Origin of the sequence: Parabacteroides sp. CH2-D42-20 (assembly GCF_003670185.1) — a bacterium.
Taxonomy (GTDB): Bacteria; Bacteroidota; Bacteroidia; order Bacteroidales; family Tannerellaceae; genus Parabacteroides; species Parabacteroides distasonis.
Genome location: NZ_RAYG01000016.1, coordinates 15011 through 32735 on the forward strand (window position 1 = coordinate 15011; position 17725 = coordinate 32735).

Below are 17725 nucleotides of genomic sequence, written 5' to 3' on the forward strand. Positions count from 1 at the left end.
ATAAGATATTAATTATATGAATCTGTTTAACTCTTCTACCAACAAATAAACAGTAGTGGAAGACTCTTGTTGTGCCGGGTTATTCCCATCAAATTGTTTCATGATAGTTTTAGCATGATTAATAGCTTGTTCTTGTTTAGGGAATAAAGCATTAAACATTTTAAAGCTTACACCCGACTTCTTTGTATAAGCAAATCCGAGCAAAGTACTCAACATTTTTTCATATCTGGAACGATGCAAAGCCCCTTGATACAGATTAAAGTGAAGTAAGAACCAAAATTCAAAGGCCTGATTACTATAAGCCACCTCAAAACCATTTTGGCGTGCTAATAGTATAGCAGAGTTAAAGTCATTTTCTGGAAAATCATCTTTGTCAAAGACCACCCAATTCTGATTGTATGTCCTTCCTTTTTGCCTTTCCTGCTCTTTTATATTGATAGCTTTCTGTACTAATGCTAATGTTCCCATGCCTTGACCGATAGCTTTCACATTGGCAGAAGTCAAGCGGAAAGCATTAAAATAGTCCGGCTCAGTATTAACCCCTTCGCAAATAATCAGAAATGTTTGTTTCACTTCACGCACACCACTGATACGGGTTATTTTTCTTTCGATACGCGGATTTATATTTTTCCTTTTTGTAGCCGCCATAGTTTATTTTTCTTGCGTATTAAACAAACGGGTTAAATCTCCGACAATTGGAATAGCTCCGTACTTTCCGGATAAGTAATCTTTTTCAAACGAAGCATCATTACGAACTTTATACTCTGCTAATGAATAAAGTTCGGTTGCCCCATAACGGTCTTTTTGTGTGAACCAAATCTGATCCCGTCGGAATATATTAGCACTCAACAAATTAGTATCGTGAGTAGTGAAAATCAATTGAGCATTTTTCGGATTTGTTTCTTTTGAATTAAACAAGGCAATAATTCTACACGTAAGAAGTGGATGCATCTTAGAATCAAATTCATCTATAATCAGACGCTTTCCATTATCCAAAGCATCAATAATAGGATATGCTAAAGAAAAATACTTTATTGTACCTTCCGATTCATTTTTCCTGAATGGGAAAGTAACAGCTTTGACTTCATTACCTTCATCATCGTACTGCGTATGCGTACTGACAATAGTATTATCAATTTTTTCAATATTCTCAATACCTAAATCAGCATAGCGTGAAAACTCTACAATTCTCTGTTTCATTTTGATGTCATCCAGTTGGATAGTGGCGGTATTCCATATCTTCTCATCATTAGAACCAGAAATAATAGTGGTATCGTTCAACCATTTCATTATCTCCACTGCTGTCGGATCATTAAATTGTGCCGCAACAGAAAGCAATAATGCATTCGCTCTCACCATTCGTTTACCTGCAAGCTCTTTACCAACGACAAACTTGGTATGAATATCGAAGCTATCTTTTTCCCGGTAGAATAGTTCCACCTCCTTAGCCCTCTTTTTATTAGCTTTTTGATAGAGCCATTCCGAATGTACCAAAGAATTATCAGCTTCAAATCCATAACGATATTGATTATCTTCATCACAGAATATGGCTTCAAAATAACTTGGTTCACCCGCAGTAAGCGAGTTTAACCGGAAACTTTCTATATTAACACGTTCCCCTGCCTGAATATCTTTCGACGAATTTATCACATACCACTTAAAAAACTCAAAAGCCTTAATGAAATTGGATTTACCGGATGCATTGGCACCATAAACCACCGCACTCTTCATTAACGATAATCCGGCAGTCCCTACACTAAAGATTATATCTTCAGCCGGAACCTGTACTTCTTTCAAAGCCGATGCCGCTAATGACAATATAGATTGTTCTTTGAAAGATAGAAAATTTCCTATTGTAAATTGAATAACCATACTTTAATTGCTTTATTCGAGATTTTATCACAAATATAGCTTTTATTTTTCAAAAAAGGACACCTGTCAGATGAATTATATTATTTTATGCCTAACAACATGTATTCCTACTTTCATTTTCAAATTTTCGGCAGTATTTACCTGTTACTGCCAAAACTTTGAAAAAATATCCCATCCTATCATCACGACAGTACGGGATACACACACAACGTCAGGTTATCGGCTAAATCTGCTTAAATGGAAATTATAACAACCTAAATATCTTCTGTTACTTCGTTCTCATCATCGGACAACATACCATCCTCTGTACGTTCATCTTCCTTACATTCCTTCGTTTTGCCTTTCCCTACATTCTCTCCATCGAAATACCTCCGTATAAACTCGTGCAAGTCCTTCTCCCTATAATACGTCTTATGCAGGATCGTGTGATATTTCAGTCCATTATCCCTATACCGTTGCAACGTCCGTTTGCTGATGTTCAGCAACAGGCAAACGTCCTGGTTATCGTACAGCCGTTCCCCGTTCAGGTAATTTTGCGGCTTCTTGTTCTTCTTGTCCAGTGCGCCTACAACCCTTTCCACTTGTTCGAGCAACCGTTCCATATACGCCTCGAATGTTTCTTTATCCAATGGTATCATAAGCCCGCCTGTTTTAAGTTCCCGATGATATAATAACTCTGGTTCGACGGGTCTTTCCGTATGATTTCCTTTTCCCGCATGAACTTGATATAACTTTTCGCCGTGCGTTCCTTCACGTCCAGTATCGCTTGAATCTGTTCCGCTAAATCCACATAAGTAATAAAGTCCTGCCGTCCGAAAATATCCCGTGCCACCGCCACGAGTTCATCCTCTTTCCGCTTCTCCTTTTCCTCTTTCGGCTTTTCCCCCAGATACACGTGCATCCCGGCATCCTTATCCCATGCAAACTGCATGATAGGCACATCCAGCGGGCTACCGTCACGCACCTTCAGCGCCTTCACCACCGACACCGACGGATCAGTATCTTTCTCTATCGAGAGGATAGCCGCCGCCTTTCGTTGCAACTCACTACCCAGATGCCCGCGCAACTTCAGCCCCGAAGGAATAAAATGCAGGATAGTAACGATACAAGTATTATAAATCCCCGCCAGCCGGTAAAGTTCCTCCACCACGGCAATACTTTCCGTTTCATCATTCGCACCCTTTATCAAGTCCGCAATCCCGTCAATCACCACCATGTGAATCCCTCGGAACTGATAATGAAACTTATCCATGCTTTGGATAATCGCCTGCAAACGCTCTTTCCGGCTCATTCCCGTCAGGCAATACGCTTTCAGGTACTCCGGCATCGTTTCCCGTCCGCAACGCCTTAAAAGGTTTGTAATGTTCTTGTACGTCTGTACCTCCGACTGTTCCGTATCATAAAACAGAATCGCCTTCCGCTTGCTGTTTTCACAGACCGACACCCCCAACGTATCCATCACCTTATCCTTGTTCTTTTCGGATTGTCCGATGGCACCGGCTATCAATGCCGTCACATAATTACTTTTTCCGGTTCCCTCACCACCGGTAATACAGAGGATATTCCCTTGCGTGCCCAACGGCACATCATTCACCGACACAACCATTTGTGCCACGGGCGGCGGATTATTAAAATCCACCTCACAAGATTTCAGAGCAGACATAGTTTCGCTGTATATTGTATCCAGATAATCCAGAAATAGTTTAATCAAATCCTCCCGGCTATTTCCCAAACGGAAAAAGTCCGAAATATCCTTTTCCACCTTTGTTCCTGCCAGTGGCAGCAACAATCGTTTCACCCCGTAATTCTTCAACGCCAGTTCTTGTTTTGCCGAACTGTCCAGCCCCGCTTTATCCACATCATAGAGCAGGACAATATGTTTGAACCGGAAAGAGAGCCTATGAATAATTCCCACGGGAATAGTCACCGTTTCCGAATTAAAGCAGATAGCATGGAACCCATTAACCGTCAGGCTCATCACGTCCTTCTCTCCACCTGTAATAAAGAGCAAATCCCCCTTAGCAGGCAACTGTTCCAGCCCGAAACAGTAATTTTCCCCAAAATCCCCGGCATATAAAAAGCGCATCTCCGAGTACGGTCGGTACACCTTCACATACTGTTTCGCCGTATAACCGAACACCGGTTCTTTATCCGTCGCCGCAATGCAAAACGGTTTCCCATCGTTATTCTCGCTGCTGAACACCACCCGGAACAATTTCAGCACCTCTTGCGTGATACCACTTTCTCCCCAAAAGGCAAGTTCCGCAGCCGTAAAGCTCTTTTGCGCCAACGTATAAGGTCTTGCTTTCTTCCTTTTCGGTACATGTGTAACTTCCGCAATCACCGGAACAGATGTAGTAGAAGAAATTCTCATTTCGGACTTGTCAGATAAGCCCAAGTGCATATCCCGATCAATGATAGCCAGTATTTGCACAAAGTCTTTAGGTTCTTTACAATTCAGTCCGTTTAGCTTGCCGACCAACGCAAAACAGTCCCCCGAATAATCATCATTCCCAAAATCCTTCATTTTATACATTCCATTTCTCCGGTCAAAATACACATTACACGAAGCCTTGCTATCTTTGTACAACGGATTTAAGAAATTACGTCCGAGTTTAAAAGCGAAAGGGATATAATACTTAAAAACCGCCAATCCCTTATCCGTTAGCAGAAGAATATCCTCTTTATTCATTCTCGTTATCATTCAAGAAATAATTCCTCCGAAAATTCTCTCTATCCTGTGGTTTGCATTTGATGATGCGTTCATTCAGTCCCCGTTCTATTTCCGAAAGTTTATAAAGACACCGCCCTCTCAGCATAGAGTAACTTATCAGGTTTTCGTTTCTCAATCGTTGTAATGTGCGTGTACTTATATTCAGGGCATCCGCTACCTGATTACTATCCAGCCACACCTCATTTTCCTCTTTGGGCATAACCTGTGCCTTTGCCACGAAGTCGGCAATTCGTTGAATTTTCCCGACAAGGTCTTTATACACCTTGCTATCCATTGTTATTACTTCCATATTACAGTTATCATTTTAATTTGCTGCAAAGTTCATCCAATAGTGCCGGAGCATTTGCCAACTTGTTACCAACTTGGCATAACTTTTTTTCAATATCTGAATATGTAGCATAGCGGGAGGGAGGTACAGTACAAGTCTGGTGCAAGCCTATACTTATATATATAGGCTCGCACCTTGCACCGGAAAAATATTTTTATCTATTTAATACTCAAATAGTTTGGTAGATTAAAAGGAAAGTTGTAGTTTTGAACCCGGAAAGTTAAGCAGACACAACGGTGTCATAAGCAGACAAATCAACATTTTGGAAATCGTTACTAAATCGTTACGGTACGATTTTAGTAGTTTAGAAAGCATTTGTGTTTCAAACACATACAGCCATAAAGTGAAAATCCCAGGCGGATCACTGAAAGACAAGTCAAAACAAGACTTTAAGAAGACAACTCCTACAATATCAAGGTATTGCAGGAGTTTTTTCTTTGTATATGTCCGTGACCAAAGACACCAAAAGGTCACGAAAAGACACACTTCTATGACCAATTCGTGACCAATACATTTTTTAGAAAAGCAGGTCACGTAATGTCTGAAATTGGCTAAGTGTTGTCCCAATTTGTCAAGTCTGCAAATATCTCATTTTTAATCAATAAAAGTAATTTTGTAACTAAAAAAGTGAGATTATGAGAAGTACTTTTAAGCTCTTATTTTTCGTAAAACGAAATGCAGTAAAGAAAAATGGTAATGCACCAATCATTGCAAGAATCACCATCGACCAAATCGTGGCACAGTTCAACACTCAAATGGAAATAAACCCGGTGAATTGGAGTGTGAGCGCAGGAAAAGCAACCGGCAGAAGTGCCAAGCTATGAGTATCAATTCCATGTTAGACAGCATCCGCAGCACTGTACACCAACATTATCATGCTTTATTGGAACAAGACGGTTATGTGACCTCTGAACGGGTTAAGAACGCCTTTTTAGGTAAGATTGAACGAGGTAAAACCCTAATTGAGTTCTTCGAGATGCACAACGAGCAATATTTGCAAAAGGTAAAGATGAATACAGTAGATAAGACTTATTCACGTTACGAACTGACAAAGAAACGCCTTATCGAGTTTATGAAATTAAAGTATTCGGTTTCAGATATGCTTATCAAGCAAATTAACGTCGTGTTCATTGATAATTTCCTGTTGTATATCAAAAATCACTATGGATGCACCCACAATACAGCGATGAAGTTTATACAACGCTTTAGAACCGTTATGAACTTCGCTAAGAATACAGGATTAGTAACTGCCGACCCTTTCGGGAATTATCGGGTAAAATTCGAGCAAACGGATAGGGATTATCTAACAATGGAAGAAATAACCGCCATCTACAACAAGAAGTTTACTTCTAAAAGGCTGGAACAGGTACGGGATTTATTCATATTCAGTTGTTATACAGAGCTTTCATACATTGATGTATGCGAGCTTACCAAAGAAAACATCCGTACTTCATTTGATGGCAATTTATGGATAATGACGAAACGCCACAAAACAAATGTCGCATCCAACATTCGATTACTTGAAATTCCAAAAGCCATTCTTGAAAAATACAAAGACGAGTTACCCAACGGAATGATTTTACCAATTATAAGCAATCAGAAAATTAATGATTACTTAAAAGAGATTGCAACCATTTGCAACATAAATAAGAACCTGACATTTCACGTGGCAAGACATTCGTGTGCAACTTCGGTGCTTATCGCTAATGGTGTACCTATCGAAACAGTATCTAAGATTTTAGGGCATACCAACATTAGAACTACTCAAATCTATGCGAGGATCACCGATGTAAAAGTTAGCAAGGATTTGGAAATGCTTGCTAACATATTGAATAAGAAATCGCAGTAGAAAATATATTCTTTTGAGTTATATTTCTATTTTTGCACTATTTAGAACCTCAATATTACAATATGGAAGAAAACTTAAAAGAATTACAAAACTGCAAAGACCTATTTTTACAAGCAACCTTGCAAATATTAAAGACTGGTAATGGTTTATATACACTTGATTTAATGGCGAGTGCTATTGCAAATAGAGCAATAGCACTTAACCAAGGTTTTACAATTTTAGTCCAAGAAAACAACTATCTCTGCGCTTTACCACTTATACGTATGCAATTAGACAATTGTCTTCGATTCTACGCTACAGTCTTGTGAAAGATTATAATGACTTTTACTTATATTATGGCTCTGGAAAACCAATTTGTAATTATATCGACAGCGATGGGAATAAATTAACAGATGGATATTTAGTTCGGTGTTTAGAAAAGAAGTTCAGTGGGGTTCAAAAACTATATAAGGAAACCTCTGCGTACATACATTTATCAGAACAACATTTATATGCAATAGCAAAAGTGAATAAGCAAGACACTAAATCTCGAAAGGTTAATATATCAGTAGGTAACTATGATATTTTCACCGAAACTCAAAAAAGAACATTTATTCAATCTATGATTAGCGTAAATCATTTAGTGCTTAAATGTTTAATGTCTTGGTGTAATGAAAAAGAATATCTTAAAACAATAAATCATGGATGATAAAGAATTGAAAAAATACATTAACGATCCAATGTGGCAAATAAAGTCTAAAATAGTAATACAACAACAGCAATTTGAAATGTGGTTGAAAAAGTTGTTTTATCTAAATGATGCATTACATAAAGAGTATGATTTGTTTTATCAAGAATTATTTATTGTTATTCTATTTCAAACAATAACAGAAGGATATTCTTATTTAGTTAACAATTTAAACACTATCTCGAAAACTAAAAATAAATATTGGATTGATTGGCATAAAAGGCTAATAGCAAGTATAGGCGAGATTAAATCTAAATTTTCCAGTAATGAATTTGCTTACTTGGAATATTGCAGGCATAACGCTTGTCACATATTTCAAAATGGCTACGAAATCATTCAGGACAATGGAACTATAAAAAAAGAAAGAAGAATTACTGATAAATCAGGCTCTAAATATTCAAAAGATCTGCAAGAATTAGAACTAGATTTTTTCAAAGTATTGGATAAATACTCTAATGATAAAGGGTATGATGACCACTTTAGAAGTCTTTTGTATCCAATAATTAATCAACTGTATTCAGACTTACAAAAAATACATAATGATGAATTAAATGAAATAAGAAAGAACGGCAGAAATTGACAGCGATTTTAGCATATTACTACCACTCAATAATGTTATCATTAGATAACAGCAAGGTGTGTCCAGAGCTGCTGAGAATTATCTCAGCAGCTCTAAACTCTTTTAGAAAGCTACTCCGAAGTCGTGTTTCCAATGAAAGAAAATTACTCAATTAAATGTATTTTTCGCTCGTCGGGACGGGTGGTCCTGCCCCTTGCCGCTGGGCGTTCCCCGAACGATGAGTTTTTTAGTGAAGTATTGAAATATTATTTTATTTCAATATTGAGAGCTTGATTTCTTGACAACTTGTTTTCTTGATGTCAAGATTGCAAGATTTCGAGATTGCATAGAAGGAAGATTGTAAGACTGGCAGAATGATTGGCAGATAACATTATATCTTTCACATATAGGCAAAAAAAATATTTTCTCTTTTCAAAAGCCCATGTAGTTTATGAGGGACTTGCGAAAAAAGAAAATAATTTAGTCGAACCTTACGGGGAGGTTAATTGTCGTTTTCGTCCATTTTCCGAAGGAGTTTTTCTATTAAGCTATTAAGGAAGGCTGTTCTATCCCTTTTGCGCTCCCTGATGGTGAGATAAGTACGGTAGTAATCACCTAAGTCTATTTTGAATGATGCTTCTATGTAGGTCATTATTTCTTTTATATCGGCGTTCCCGTTATTTAGAACTCCGGCTGCATATATCGCATATCCCAACTCAATAGCAGCAGTCTTTGTACCCGTCCACCGGAAAGGATTGTCGGGAAGTGAAACCCTGCTGGTTTCTATTACTTCTTGTCTTTCAACCCCTTGCAATCGCTGTTGAAGATAAATTTCCAACATATCATAAGCCAACATTTTAGCTACCTTGTGGTCGCAACAAGTTGAAAATAAAGGGTCTTTATCAAACATACCACAGTTGTGGCACAATTTGTAGTTTTCATGTCCTCTAAGGAAATAATATCTATCTAAATGTGTCGATTTAGAACGATAATATTGGTAGAAGTCAAGGTTAGCGTTACAAAATTCTGTTATTGCTGTTTGTTTTTTCTTATAATGCTCTTTGAGAACTTCTTTACTGCCATTCGGCTTTCTCAGTTCAAGCAGGTATATGTCACTAAAATATATCAGTTTACTTAGAATGGATGGCTTAATATCTTTAAAAAACGATATTTCATCGTTAGCATCTTGAAAAGTGTATTGATGTGTAAATTCTCTCAATTCTTCGAATAAAGGTCTGATAAAATTAATCATAGAAAGTGCCTTATCAGAAGATATATCGCTATCGAAAGAAAATATTTCAATTTCTATGTTTATTTTGGATAAAAGGTCTTTTATGAATATGTTATTGTAGATGTTTTCCATTTACTTCTTAATATTAAATAGTTTACTAAAAATATCGAATAAACAAAAGGTTTCTTTTATATGATAGTTTAAATCTACAATATCATAAATCGAGGGTGTCCAAAAATATTTGACACCCTCGATTTATTCTTATCTTTACTGGATATTAAAAGCAATTATCCAATTAGCAAAAGGATGTTTTGAATTTTTATATCTGCTTTTTTATACCCTCTTTATTTCGCATATCCGACAGGATGATTTAGTAATAAATGTTGGGACTTTTTTAGTTTTAATATTTTTTCCAATGCATTTTTATCCATTGTCATCCGTGGTACTGTAACTAAGCCAGCCGAGGAACAGAATAGTGAAATATTTTGAGAAATAATCCCAGTATCACAAGCTCCTACAATTAGCAACTGTTCAGGATTTCCGCTATTGAAGCGGGACAAGTCAGCAACCAGTATCAGACATACAGGGGCTTCTGTTACAAAATCCTGTTGTCCGGCTACGGCAGAACGATAATCACCTTTAGCAACAGGTTGTAACTGATGTGCTTTAGCATCGTACAAATAACACCCATCTTTCATACATACATATATGTCAACTTCCTGTACGTTATTTGCCGATGGTGCGGTACGTTTGCCTTCTGACGGACGGTTTATTCCGTTGGCTGCCCAAAGCAGGTCGGATAAATCCTGATGCGTCAGTTGTTTATTGGCAAATGCTCGTTCCGAATGTCTTTTATCCAATGCCTGCATCAATGTAACATTTCTGCTTTTATCCGGCTTATTCAAATTTATAACTTTCAATTCTTGAGCCTGTAATCCCATTATAATGCCCAATAATAAAACTGATAAAATTACTTTTTTCATATCTGCTCCTGTTATTTACTCAAATGAAGTCTGATTACATTTTCAATGATGGGTTCATAATTCATTTTATCAAACTTGACGAATAAATCATCTTTTGAGCCAATAACACCACCGTCACCAATAACCATTGGAGTGACATTGAAATAAATATCTGTTACCAAATCCTTGTCAAGGAAAGCATTGTAAGTCTGTACTCCGCCACCAACGACTATTTCTTCCATTCCTTTTCCTCTCAGGTATTCTACCGCTTCTTCAGGAGTATGAACGGTTTTGTGACCGCTTCGGGCTTCGTGATTGTTGGATAGCACGACGATTTCTTTTCCTGCAAGGGCATCTTGCAACGCATCGATAAACATGGTATAAGTAGAATACCCAAAAACAATGTTGCCGGACTCAATGGCTTTCTGTACAAGAAATCCCATGACTTCCGGTGCTATCTGATGATTGGGATTGTTTGCCAGCAATACTTTTCCATTTGCTGACACTGACGCAATTAATGTTACTTTCATACGATTGTTTTTTTATTGTTAATATTAGAAACATCCTTTCAATATCGAATGAATGTTTTGATTTGATGCAAAAGTAGTGTATCTTTGCTTACTAAAGTATATCAATATACTTATGTATAGTAATATACAAGAGTATAGTTATGGACTATTTAAATAAACTGGTTATATGGAAGACTTTAATGGATGCCCTTATTCAAATGTTGTTGCTCTAAATGATACGCTGACCATTTTATCCGGTAAATGGAAGCTTAATATTATCCGGGCTTTGCTTTTTAGAAAGTATAGGTTTAATGAACTTCAAAAGAAAATACCTCATATTACTCCCCGTATGCTGTCAAAGGAATTAAAAGAACTCGAATTGAACGGGGTTGTAAAGAGAGCTGTTTATAATACAGTGCCAGTGACGGTAGAATATGAATTGACATCTTCCGGGTTTCGGTTGAAAGAATTAATTGCAGCAATGATTCAATGGGGTGTTGCTCATCGGGAATATGTGAAGAGTGTCAATATCAATGATTGATACGTTACATAAGTTAATTATCCTTAGGTAACTTGGTGTAAGGTGCAAACCTATATATAGATATAGTTTGCACCTTACACCAAAGCCTAAAGATTGTAAATCAAATATTTGCATAGTTCAAAAAGAAGCCGTATTTTTGAACCCAAGATATAAGCAGACAGACACAGGACAAAAGCGGACAGTTTTTAAAGACTAAAACGTGACAAGTACAGAGCTTATAATTCCGAAGATATTGATTTTTAGGAGAATATACCGCAAGGTTCACGAACCAGGCGGATCACATAAGAACAAAGCCAAACGGCGACAAAAAAGAGACAAGTCCTACAATATCAACGTATTGTAGGACTTTTTTTATTGTTTCAGTCTTGCCTGAAAGACAAAAAAGGGGCACGAAAAGACACGGTTGAGTATCCAAATCGTACCCCCTTCCCCAAAAAACGATTAGGGGGTACGATTGTCGGAAATCACTATCCATGCAGAAGGTTTCAATCTCTGTATTGATTTTAGATATTATCATCTGAAACCTGTTTTACTGTGATTTTTTTATTAATGGTGTTTAAATTCAGTTGTTTACTCGAATACCTTTCTTTCATTTAAGAATAGCAAAGCAATACAAAAGTCATTCTGTAAAAGTAATTCAAAGTCCAAAACAGATACAGACACGATTTTTGTATATTTGCAGGATACAGATAACACCTGACAAGTATGAAAAAAGAAATCCTATATCAAGAAATAGCGAGAACTATTGCCTGTCAAATTAAGAAAGGCGTGTGGAAAGCTGGTGAGAAACTACCTTCTTTACGCACTATTAGCAATGAAAATGGTGTAAGTCTTAATACTGCAATTCAGGCATATTATGAATTGGAAAAAGACGGATTTATAATATCACGCCCAAAATCAGGGTATATTGTCAATTACAAACCCATACGCCTATCTGTTCCAGCGACAACACAACCGTCTGTAAAGCCTGAGAGCAAAGAGGTGATAGATTTGATTGCTGACGTATACAGCTCGTTAGAAATAGGAGATAAATCGATCACTCGATTTTCATTAGGAATGCCCGAAGATATTTTATTACCAATTGCAAAACTTAATAAAGAACTTATAAGAGCTATGCAGACACTTCCGGGTAATGGAACCCGGTATGATGAAACACAGGGAAATATGCGATTACGTAAATCTATAGCTCGTTTTACGTATAGTTGGAAGGGAAACTTGACAGAAGATGATATAGTGACAACTGCTGGAGTTACTAATGCGGTTGCTTTAGCTTTATCTGTAATTACTAAGGTAGGAGATACTATTGCGGTTGAAAGTCCGGTCTATTTTGGAATGTTACAATTAGCCAATAGTATGGGGTTGCGTATATTGGAATTACCTACCAATCCAGTAACAGGGATTGATCCAGATGCGCTGAAAAAAGTTTTACCACAAATTAAAGCTTGCCTGCTTATAAGCAACTTTAATAACCCATTGGGAAGTTGTATGCCTGATGAACATAAAAGGGTAGTTGTTGATATGCTGGCCGGATATGATATACCTTTGATCGAGGATGATTTATATGGTGATTTATTTTTTGGAAATTCACGTCCTAAGCCCTGCAAGGCTTTTGACAAGAAGGGGCTTGTTTTATGGTGTGGTGCGGTATCTAAAACATTAGCGCCGGGGTATCGGGTAGGATGGATTGCTCCCGGCAAATTTAAACATGCTATTATTCGCCAAAAGAATATTCACCTTATTTCTACGCCTGCGCTTAATCAAGAAGCGGTTGCCAATTTCATGGAGAATGACAGATACGAAAACCATTTACGTAAACTGCGACAAGAATTATACGCAAACAGTATTCATTTTGCCCATTCCATCATGGATTACTTCCCCGAGAATACAAAAATTGTTACTCCACAGGGAGGATTTATGCTTTGGATGGAATTAGACAAACAGATTGATACGACAGAACTTTATTATCGGGCTATGCAGCGAAAAATAAGCATAGCCCCCGGACGTATGTTTACATTACAAGAGCAATATACCAATTGTATGCGTTTAAGCTATGGACAACGATGGACTCCACTTCTTGAAGAACGTTTAAAACAATTGGGGGATATAATTAAAAATCACTTTAACTGATGTATGTATTCCTTTAGTACTTCCCCTATTACTTGAAGTCCTTTCATGATTCTATCTTCTGGCATATTAGAGTAATTTATTCTAAATGTATTTTCTTTGTGCTCAACAGGATAAAATGAACCGCCGGGTACAAAGGCTATTTTCTGTTCAATGCATTTTTGCAGGATGTCATGCGCTGAAATATTTTCGGGTAATTCTATCCAAGTAAATAACCCGCCTTGAGGATGAGTATATTTTATGTCATTAGGAAAATAGCGTTCAATACATTCTAAAGCTATATCTCTGCGTTTTCTGTAGACTTCTACTATTTTGCTAATATGCTCATCAATATCATATCGTTTTAGATATTCGGCAATAGTCATTTGAGCTATTGTGTTACACTGCAAATCAGTGCCCTGCTTAACTAACACATACTTGCGGATAATATCTTTATCACCTGCAATCCACCCAATCCGAAAGCCCGGACAAAAGATTTTAGAAAAACTACCAGTACATAAGATATTACCTACCTTATCAAAAGACTTTATAGAGGGTAAAGACTCTCCTTCAAACCTTAATTCTCCATAAGGGTTATCTTCAATAACAGGAATATCATATAAAGCAGATAGTTCAGCCAGTTTTTTTCGTCTTTCCAAACTCCATGTTTTTCCAGTGGGATTTTGAAAGGTTGGTATTACATATATTAGTTTTATATTTTGAGTATTATTCAGTACCTCTTCCAAAGTAGCCATATCCATGCCTTCTTCATCTGTTGGAATTTCAATGAAGCTACTCCCATATGATTTGAATGCGCTAATTGCTGCTAAATAGGTGGGGCTTTCACACAATACGATATCACCATCGTCCAGAAATACTTTTCCGGATAAATCTAATCCTTGTTGTGAACCGTGAGTTATAAGAATATTATCCTTATCAAACGATGTCCCTAAGCGTTCATTCATTCGTTTGGCAATCCATTCACGTAAAGGATAATACCCTTCAGTAGTCGTATATTGAAGAGCTTTTGCTCCTGCTTCTTGCAAAACGACCTGATTCATTTTGTTAATTTCATCTATGGGGAATAGCTCAGGGGCAGGTAGTCCACCAGCAAATGAAATAACATCTTCCCGTTCTGTAACTTTGAGTATTTCTCTTATTTCCGAAGCCTTTATATAAGACATTCTCTTGGCAAATTTCAACTTCATAATCATTAAATATATTTGAAAACTAAAATAATGCAAAGTAAAGCATAATAGATAAATGAGAACAGATACAATTTGCACAATATCAGCGGGTACAGATTTTCGGAACCAAGTATTATCCCGATTGTATCGCCTACCGAAAGAATTAAACGGACAGTTATCAATAGAAAGACAGGACTGATACTTGCGTCGACAGTTATTCTAGCCGAACCTCAATTAACCAAGCGTGAGAAAGAAATACTAATATTAATTCGGCAAGGTTTTCTGAGCAAAGAGATCGCTTATAAGCTAAATCTTAGTATTTATACGGTAAATAATCACCGAAAGAATATATTGGCAAAGCTAAATGTAGATAATGCGATCGAAGCTATCAATAAGGCGGAAAATTTCGGTATTCTCTATTGATTACGATATCCAATCCAAACCACTAGCTAATATTGATATGATTGCGGTTATATTTCATCCTCTGGGGCTGAATCCATTTGTGCGATGCGCTATGAGTGAATTATACAATCATTTTTCTGCGGAAAAAGTAGTGCGGGTATCGTATGTAAAGAATACCCGCACTTTCTATTTATTTTGAAAAACGTAATTTTATAGTTCAAGATTCACTTCATTCATATTGATTTCAAGAGAGCGCCGCTATACCTGTTCCTATCAAGTTTGCGTTATTCATATTGTTGATATGGATTTCTATATCCGCTAATGCGGATTCATTAAGGAGTTCTTGTAATTTCTCCAGAACAAGAATGTTATAGTTTTTATCTTTTCTATTCTCGCTCCAAAATAGACTGCCTTCGGCTACTAGACAGATTTTTTGTATATCTTTATTATATGATCTCAGTAACTGAATAAGGCCCAGTAGCGATGCGGCGACTAATTGTGCTGATCTGTTGTAGATCCAATGAGCTACATCTACATATACGTCCTTGTGAATATCCGGATAGTTCATGATAGCGGTCAATTTTTGGGCATCGAATTTATTCTCAAACTCATCCAAAGGGAAAGTTGCTTTCAATATATCGCCTAGATACATACCCGAAACCGCTTTCTCAAACCGCTGTTTTCCAAGGCTGCCTGAAATGGCGTCAACCGTATCATCGACTGTCGTGAGGAATGGAGGATGGAAGTTACCCGACTCTAGGTTGACAGGGACTAAGCCTTGTATATTATAGCTCGGATCTAATTTCTTTATTTTATCCGCCGGAATGAAAGTGGCCATGTTGGTGCCTGTTCCTACGATCAGACCGATATAGGCGTCATAGCTATTGTCGGTTAGGCCGGCAAACAAGCTGGCGATAGTATCGTTTAATACTTTAATACCTGTAAATTTGATTTTACAATGTTCGTTTAGGTAGTCGAGAAGTGGTTTGCCTACTAATTGCCCTACCATTTCTTTAATGTCGACTCCTTTTGTCCAACGTAACAATTTGGCGTCTCCACTGAGTACGGATTCTGCTGGATAAGAAAAACAATAGCCGATTGGCATTTCCTCATCCCGTTTTATCCCGACAATCATATCGGCTAATTCTTTAAATAGCTCCTCACGAGTATATCCCGGTGATTTCATGATCGACATGTCTTTTTTCCACCCATTGTTGGGATGGATGGTTGGTGATCCTTGTCCAAGATCGACGGTCGCTACTCTATAGTTGGTTCCTCCTAAATCGAGAACCAATGCTTTTCCATTAATATCAGAGGTTTTGGGAGAGATAAAAGTCGGTATGCATTGTATCTCCGCATTTTCATGTTTTAATCCCTCTTCAACCTTTTCCCGAAATGAACTGGCTATCTCTTTGAGTTGGTCATTTTCTAACCAGAAAATATTTTTCTCCATAAGATTGATTTTTTGATTTTGAAATATCCTTGTTAGTGAATAACAATTTAGAAAGGGATTTGACTATCCTTATTGGTTGATTAAGTTAAGGGGATAAATTTCGGATACTGTAAAATTTGTTGTGTTAAATTTAAATTTTGTATAAACAAAAGGGTGACGATGTCTGTTTAAAACACCAAACAGATGATTTTATTTATTAATCTAAATTAAGATATATGATACCGAAAGTGGAGATAGAAGCAGGCAAGGCGGATTTAATCCGTGAGATTTTAGGCGTTAATGATTTGCAGGACATTAACTTACTTGATGAGTACCGTGATATATTTATAAAATCACAAAAGTCTGCGTATGAGAATGAATCTGTTAATGATATTAATTGCACGGATTGAATTTTGCGAGAAGAATGTCTTATATACAGGGCATAGGATGAGAATATATTATTCAATATTCTGTTTACTTGTATATTACAGTTTTTTATATTTCTTTCTTAGGAAACTACAGTTTCCCGCTAGAATAGAAACTGCAGTTTCTTCTAGGGGAAACCGGAGTGTCTTTTAGGCTCGGTTTGTGTAAACGATAAGGAAAATCTACTACTTATCATTTACGGTCTTCCCATATTCCTCATCACTTACCGGCTCAAGCCAAGTGTTTTTATTGGTTTGGGGATTACATTCTACGGCGATATGCGAAAACCAACTGTCCGGTGAGGCGCCGTGCCAATGCTCTATGTTTGGTGCGATTTCGACAACATCCCCGGGTAGTAAACGACGGGCGCTTTTACCTCGTTCTTGATAATAACCCACACCACCTACGGCGATGAGTATTTGTCCTCCTGTATGCGTGTGCCAGTTGTTTCGGCAGTTAGGTTCAAACGTTACGTTAAACATTGGTACGTTTAAATCCTTATTGCTTGTTAATGGCGCTAGCCAAGACTTCCCCGAGAAATATTGTTCAAACCCGGTGTTTTCATTTCCTGTAGGGAATTCACTAATTTTTGGAATTTCAGTTTTCATTTCTTGTGCGTTTATATTGCCAATAGAGATTAATGTGATCAACATGGCAATGGTTATTTTCTTTATATTCATATTTGTTTTCTTGATTTTATCCATATCACAAAATTATTTAAGATATTCCATTACTTTTGTATACCAATTACTGATAAGTGTAACAGAATTACTGATTTTACAATCTATAGAATCTTGAAGTTGATGGCTTTTAAACAAATATAGGGGAAATCTCAAATTGGCGAGATTGGACAATTGTCAGTC

17 protein-coding genes and 2 pseudogenes are annotated in these 17725 nt (G+C 37.1%); 8 read left to right on the forward strand and 11 right to left on the reverse strand.

The annotated features are described in order from the left end of the window. Positions 1-12 precede the first annotated feature (12 nt). The 5 genes from D7V92_RS11130 to D7V92_RS11150 all read right to left on the reverse strand — a co-directional run bounded on the left by D7V92_RS11130 (position 13) and on the right by D7V92_RS11150 (position 4895). Positions 13-648 carry an RloB family protein gene (locus D7V92_RS11130; RefSeq protein ID WP_005805535.1) on the reverse strand — a complete coding sequence of 212 codons (636 nt, stop codon included), beginning with the start codon at positions 646-648 and terminating at the stop codon, positions 13-15. Between the two features lie 3 nt (positions 649-651). Beyond that, complete coding sequence (locus tag D7V92_RS11135; RefSeq protein WP_057087069.1) at positions 652-1872, reverse strand: ATP/GTP-binding protein; 1221 nt, start codon at positions 1870-1872, stop codon at positions 652-654. A 254-nt stretch (positions 1873-2126) separates the two neighbouring features. Beyond that, positions 2127-2510, reverse strand: coding sequence for a helix-turn-helix domain-containing protein (locus tag D7V92_RS11140; protein ID WP_121772891.1), 384 nt, complete (start codon positions 2508-2510; stop codon positions 2127-2129). Continuing rightward, positions 2507-4564: a toprim domain-containing protein gene (locus D7V92_RS11145; protein WP_121772892.1), complete on the reverse strand. Its 2058-nt coding sequence runs from the start codon at positions 4562-4564 to the stop codon at positions 2507-2509. Before D7V92_RS11145 ends, D7V92_RS11140 begins: the two co-directional genes overlap by 4 nt. Next, positions 4557-4895 (reverse strand): helix-turn-helix domain-containing protein, encoded by a 339-nt coding sequence (locus D7V92_RS11150; protein ID WP_010535364.1) that lies wholly within the window; start codon positions 4893-4895, stop codon positions 4557-4559. The genes D7V92_RS11145 and D7V92_RS11150 overlap by 8 nt, the downstream gene beginning before the upstream one ends. Positions 4896-5569: 674 nt before the next feature. On the opposite strand from D7V92_RS11150, the pseudogene D7V92_RS11155 reads away from it, so the two are divergent. The 4 genes and pseudogenes from D7V92_RS11155 (at position 5570) to D7V92_RS11170 (ending at position 8090) form a co-directional block, all read left to right on the forward strand. After that, positions 5570-6783: pseudogene (locus D7V92_RS11155) on the forward strand (site-specific integrase). 62 nt (positions 6784-6845) lie between these two features. Continuing rightward, the gene (locus D7V92_RS11160; RefSeq protein WP_121772893.1) at positions 6846-7091 is read left to right on the forward strand and encodes a hypothetical protein; all 246 of its coding nucleotides are present in this window, start codon (positions 6846-6848) and stop codon (positions 7089-7091) included. Then, complete coding sequence (locus D7V92_RS11165; protein WP_121772894.1) at positions 7088-7471, forward strand: hypothetical protein; 384 nt, start codon at positions 7088-7090, stop codon at positions 7469-7471. Before D7V92_RS11160 ends, D7V92_RS11165 begins: the two co-directional genes overlap by 4 nt. Next, positions 7464-8090, forward strand: coding sequence for a hypothetical protein (locus tag D7V92_RS11170; RefSeq protein ID WP_121772895.1), 627 nt, complete (start codon positions 7464-7466; stop codon positions 8088-8090). Before D7V92_RS11165 ends, D7V92_RS11170 begins: the two co-directional genes overlap by 8 nt. A gap of 481 nt (positions 8091-8571) precedes the next feature. Here D7V92_RS11170 and D7V92_RS11175 read toward each other — a convergent pair whose 3' ends face one another. From D7V92_RS11175 to D7V92_RS11185, 3 genes are all read right to left on the reverse strand, one after another. Continuing rightward, the gene (locus tag D7V92_RS11175; protein WP_022508565.1) at positions 8572-9432 is read right to left on the reverse strand and encodes an RteC domain-containing protein; all 861 of its coding nucleotides are present in this window, start codon (positions 9430-9432) and stop codon (positions 8572-8574) included. Positions 9433-9644: 212 nt separating this feature from the next. Beyond that, positions 9645-10283, reverse strand: a complete 639-nt coding sequence (locus tag D7V92_RS11180; protein WP_121772896.1) for a SagB/ThcOx family dehydrogenase — start codon at positions 10281-10283, stop codon at positions 9645-9647. 11 nt (positions 10284-10294) lie between these two features. Further along, positions 10295-10792 carry a dihydrofolate reductase family protein gene (locus D7V92_RS11185; protein ID WP_022274955.1) on the reverse strand — a complete coding sequence of 166 codons (498 nt, stop codon included), beginning with the start codon at positions 10790-10792 and terminating at the stop codon, positions 10295-10297. Between the two features lie 166 nt (positions 10793-10958). On the opposite strand from D7V92_RS11185, the gene D7V92_RS11190 reads away from it, so the two are divergent. Together D7V92_RS11190 and D7V92_RS11200 are read left to right on the forward strand one after the other, a co-directional pair. Further along, positions 10959-11312 carry a helix-turn-helix domain-containing protein gene (locus D7V92_RS11190; RefSeq protein ID WP_005848067.1) on the forward strand — a complete coding sequence of 118 codons (354 nt, stop codon included), beginning with the start codon at positions 10959-10961 and terminating at the stop codon, positions 11310-11312. Between the two features lie 705 nt (positions 11313-12017). Beyond that, positions 12018-13439, forward strand: a complete 1422-nt coding sequence (locus D7V92_RS11200; protein ID WP_121772897.1) for a PLP-dependent aminotransferase family protein — start codon at positions 12018-12020, stop codon at positions 13437-13439. Here the strand turns inward: D7V92_RS11200 and D7V92_RS11205 are convergent. Next, the gene (locus D7V92_RS11205; RefSeq protein ID WP_039848659.1) at positions 13427-14623 is read right to left on the reverse strand and encodes a PLP-dependent aminotransferase family protein; all 1197 of its coding nucleotides are present in this window, start codon (positions 14621-14623) and stop codon (positions 13427-13429) included. The two genes, D7V92_RS11200 and D7V92_RS11205, sit on opposite strands and share 13 nt — an antisense overlap. Before the next feature lie 117 nt (positions 14624-14740). On the opposite strand from D7V92_RS11205, the pseudogene D7V92_RS11210 reads away from it, so the two are divergent. After that, positions 14741-15025: pseudogene (locus D7V92_RS11210) on the forward strand (response regulator transcription factor); the annotation flags it as partial. 223 nt (positions 15026-15248) lie between these two features. Here D7V92_RS11210 and D7V92_RS11220 read toward each other — a convergent pair. Next, positions 15249-16457 carry a hexokinase gene (locus D7V92_RS11220; RefSeq protein ID WP_121772898.1) on the reverse strand — a complete coding sequence of 403 codons (1209 nt, stop codon included), beginning with the start codon at positions 16455-16457 and terminating at the stop codon, positions 15249-15251. A gap of 215 nt (positions 16458-16672) precedes the next feature. On the opposite strand from D7V92_RS11220, the gene D7V92_RS22235 reads away from it, so the two are divergent. Beyond that, positions 16673-16846, forward strand: a complete 174-nt coding sequence (locus D7V92_RS22235) for a hypothetical protein (protein WP_005856636.1) — start codon at positions 16673-16675, stop codon at positions 16844-16846. Between the two features lie 201 nt (positions 16847-17047). Here D7V92_RS22235 and D7V92_RS11225 read toward each other — a convergent pair whose 3' ends face one another. Further along, on the reverse strand, positions 17048-17566 hold the full coding sequence (locus D7V92_RS11225; protein WP_022192111.1) for a cupin domain-containing protein: 519 nt from the start codon (positions 17564-17566) through the stop codon (positions 17048-17050). Positions 17567-17725: the final 159 nt, after the last annotated feature.

What these genes read in the sequence shown, in the direction of transcription:
- D7V92_RS11130 (WP_005805535.1), bottom strand. Translation starts at nt 648, where the DNA reads ATGGCGGCTACAAAAAGGAAAAATATAAATCCGCGTATCGAAAGAAAA.
- D7V92_RS11135 (WP_057087069.1), bottom strand. Translation starts at nt 1,872, where the DNA reads ATGGTTATTCAATTTACAATAGGAAATTTTCTATCTTTCAAAGAACAA.
- D7V92_RS11140 (WP_121772891.1), bottom strand. Translation starts at nt 2,510, where the DNA reads ATGATACCATTGGATAAAGAAACATTCGAGGCGTATATGGAACGGTTG.
- D7V92_RS11145 (WP_121772892.1), bottom strand. Translation starts at nt 4,564, where the DNA reads ATGAATAAAGAGGATATTCTTCTGCTAACGGATAAGGGATTGGCGGTT.
- D7V92_RS11150 (WP_010535364.1), bottom strand. Translation starts at nt 4,895, where the DNA reads ATGGAAGTAATAACAATGGATAGCAAGGTGTATAAAGACCTTGTCGGG.
- D7V92_RS11160 (WP_121772893.1), top strand. Translation starts at nt 6,846, where the DNA reads ATGGAAGAAAACTTAAAAGAATTACAAAACTGCAAAGACCTATTTTTA.
- D7V92_RS11170 (WP_121772895.1), top strand. Translation starts at nt 7,464, where the DNA reads ATGGATGATAAAGAATTGAAAAAATACATTAACGATCCAATGTGGCAA.
- D7V92_RS11175 (WP_022508565.1), bottom strand. Translation starts at nt 9,432, where the DNA reads ATGGAAAACATCTACAATAACATATTCATAAAAGACCTTTTATCCAAA.
- D7V92_RS11180 (WP_121772896.1), bottom strand. Translation starts at nt 10,283, where the DNA reads ATGAAAAAAGTAATTTTATCAGTTTTATTATTGGGCATTATAATGGGA.
- D7V92_RS11185 (WP_022274955.1), bottom strand. Translation starts at nt 10,792, where the DNA reads ATGAAAGTAACATTAATTGCGTCAGTGTCAGCAAATGGAAAAGTATTG.
- D7V92_RS11190 (WP_005848067.1), top strand. Translation starts at nt 10,959, where the DNA reads ATGGAAGACTTTAATGGATGCCCTTATTCAAATGTTGTTGCTCTAAAT.
- D7V92_RS11200 (WP_121772897.1), top strand. Translation starts at nt 12,018, where the DNA reads ATGAAAAAAGAAATCCTATATCAAGAAATAGCGAGAACTATTGCCTGT.
- D7V92_RS11205 (WP_039848659.1), bottom strand. Translation starts at nt 14,623, where the DNA reads ATGAAGTTGAAATTTGCCAAGAGAATGTCTTATATAAAGGCTTCGGAA.
- D7V92_RS11220 (WP_121772898.1), bottom strand. Translation starts at nt 16,457, where the DNA reads ATGGAGAAAAATATTTTCTGGTTAGAAAATGACCAACTCAAAGAGATA.
- D7V92_RS22235 (WP_005856636.1), top strand. Translation starts at nt 16,673, where the DNA reads ATGATACCGAAAGTGGAGATAGAAGCAGGCAAGGCGGATTTAATCCGT.
- D7V92_RS11225 (WP_022192111.1), bottom strand. Translation starts at nt 17,566, where the DNA reads ATGGATAAAATCAAGAAAACAAATATGAATATAAAGAAAATAACCATT.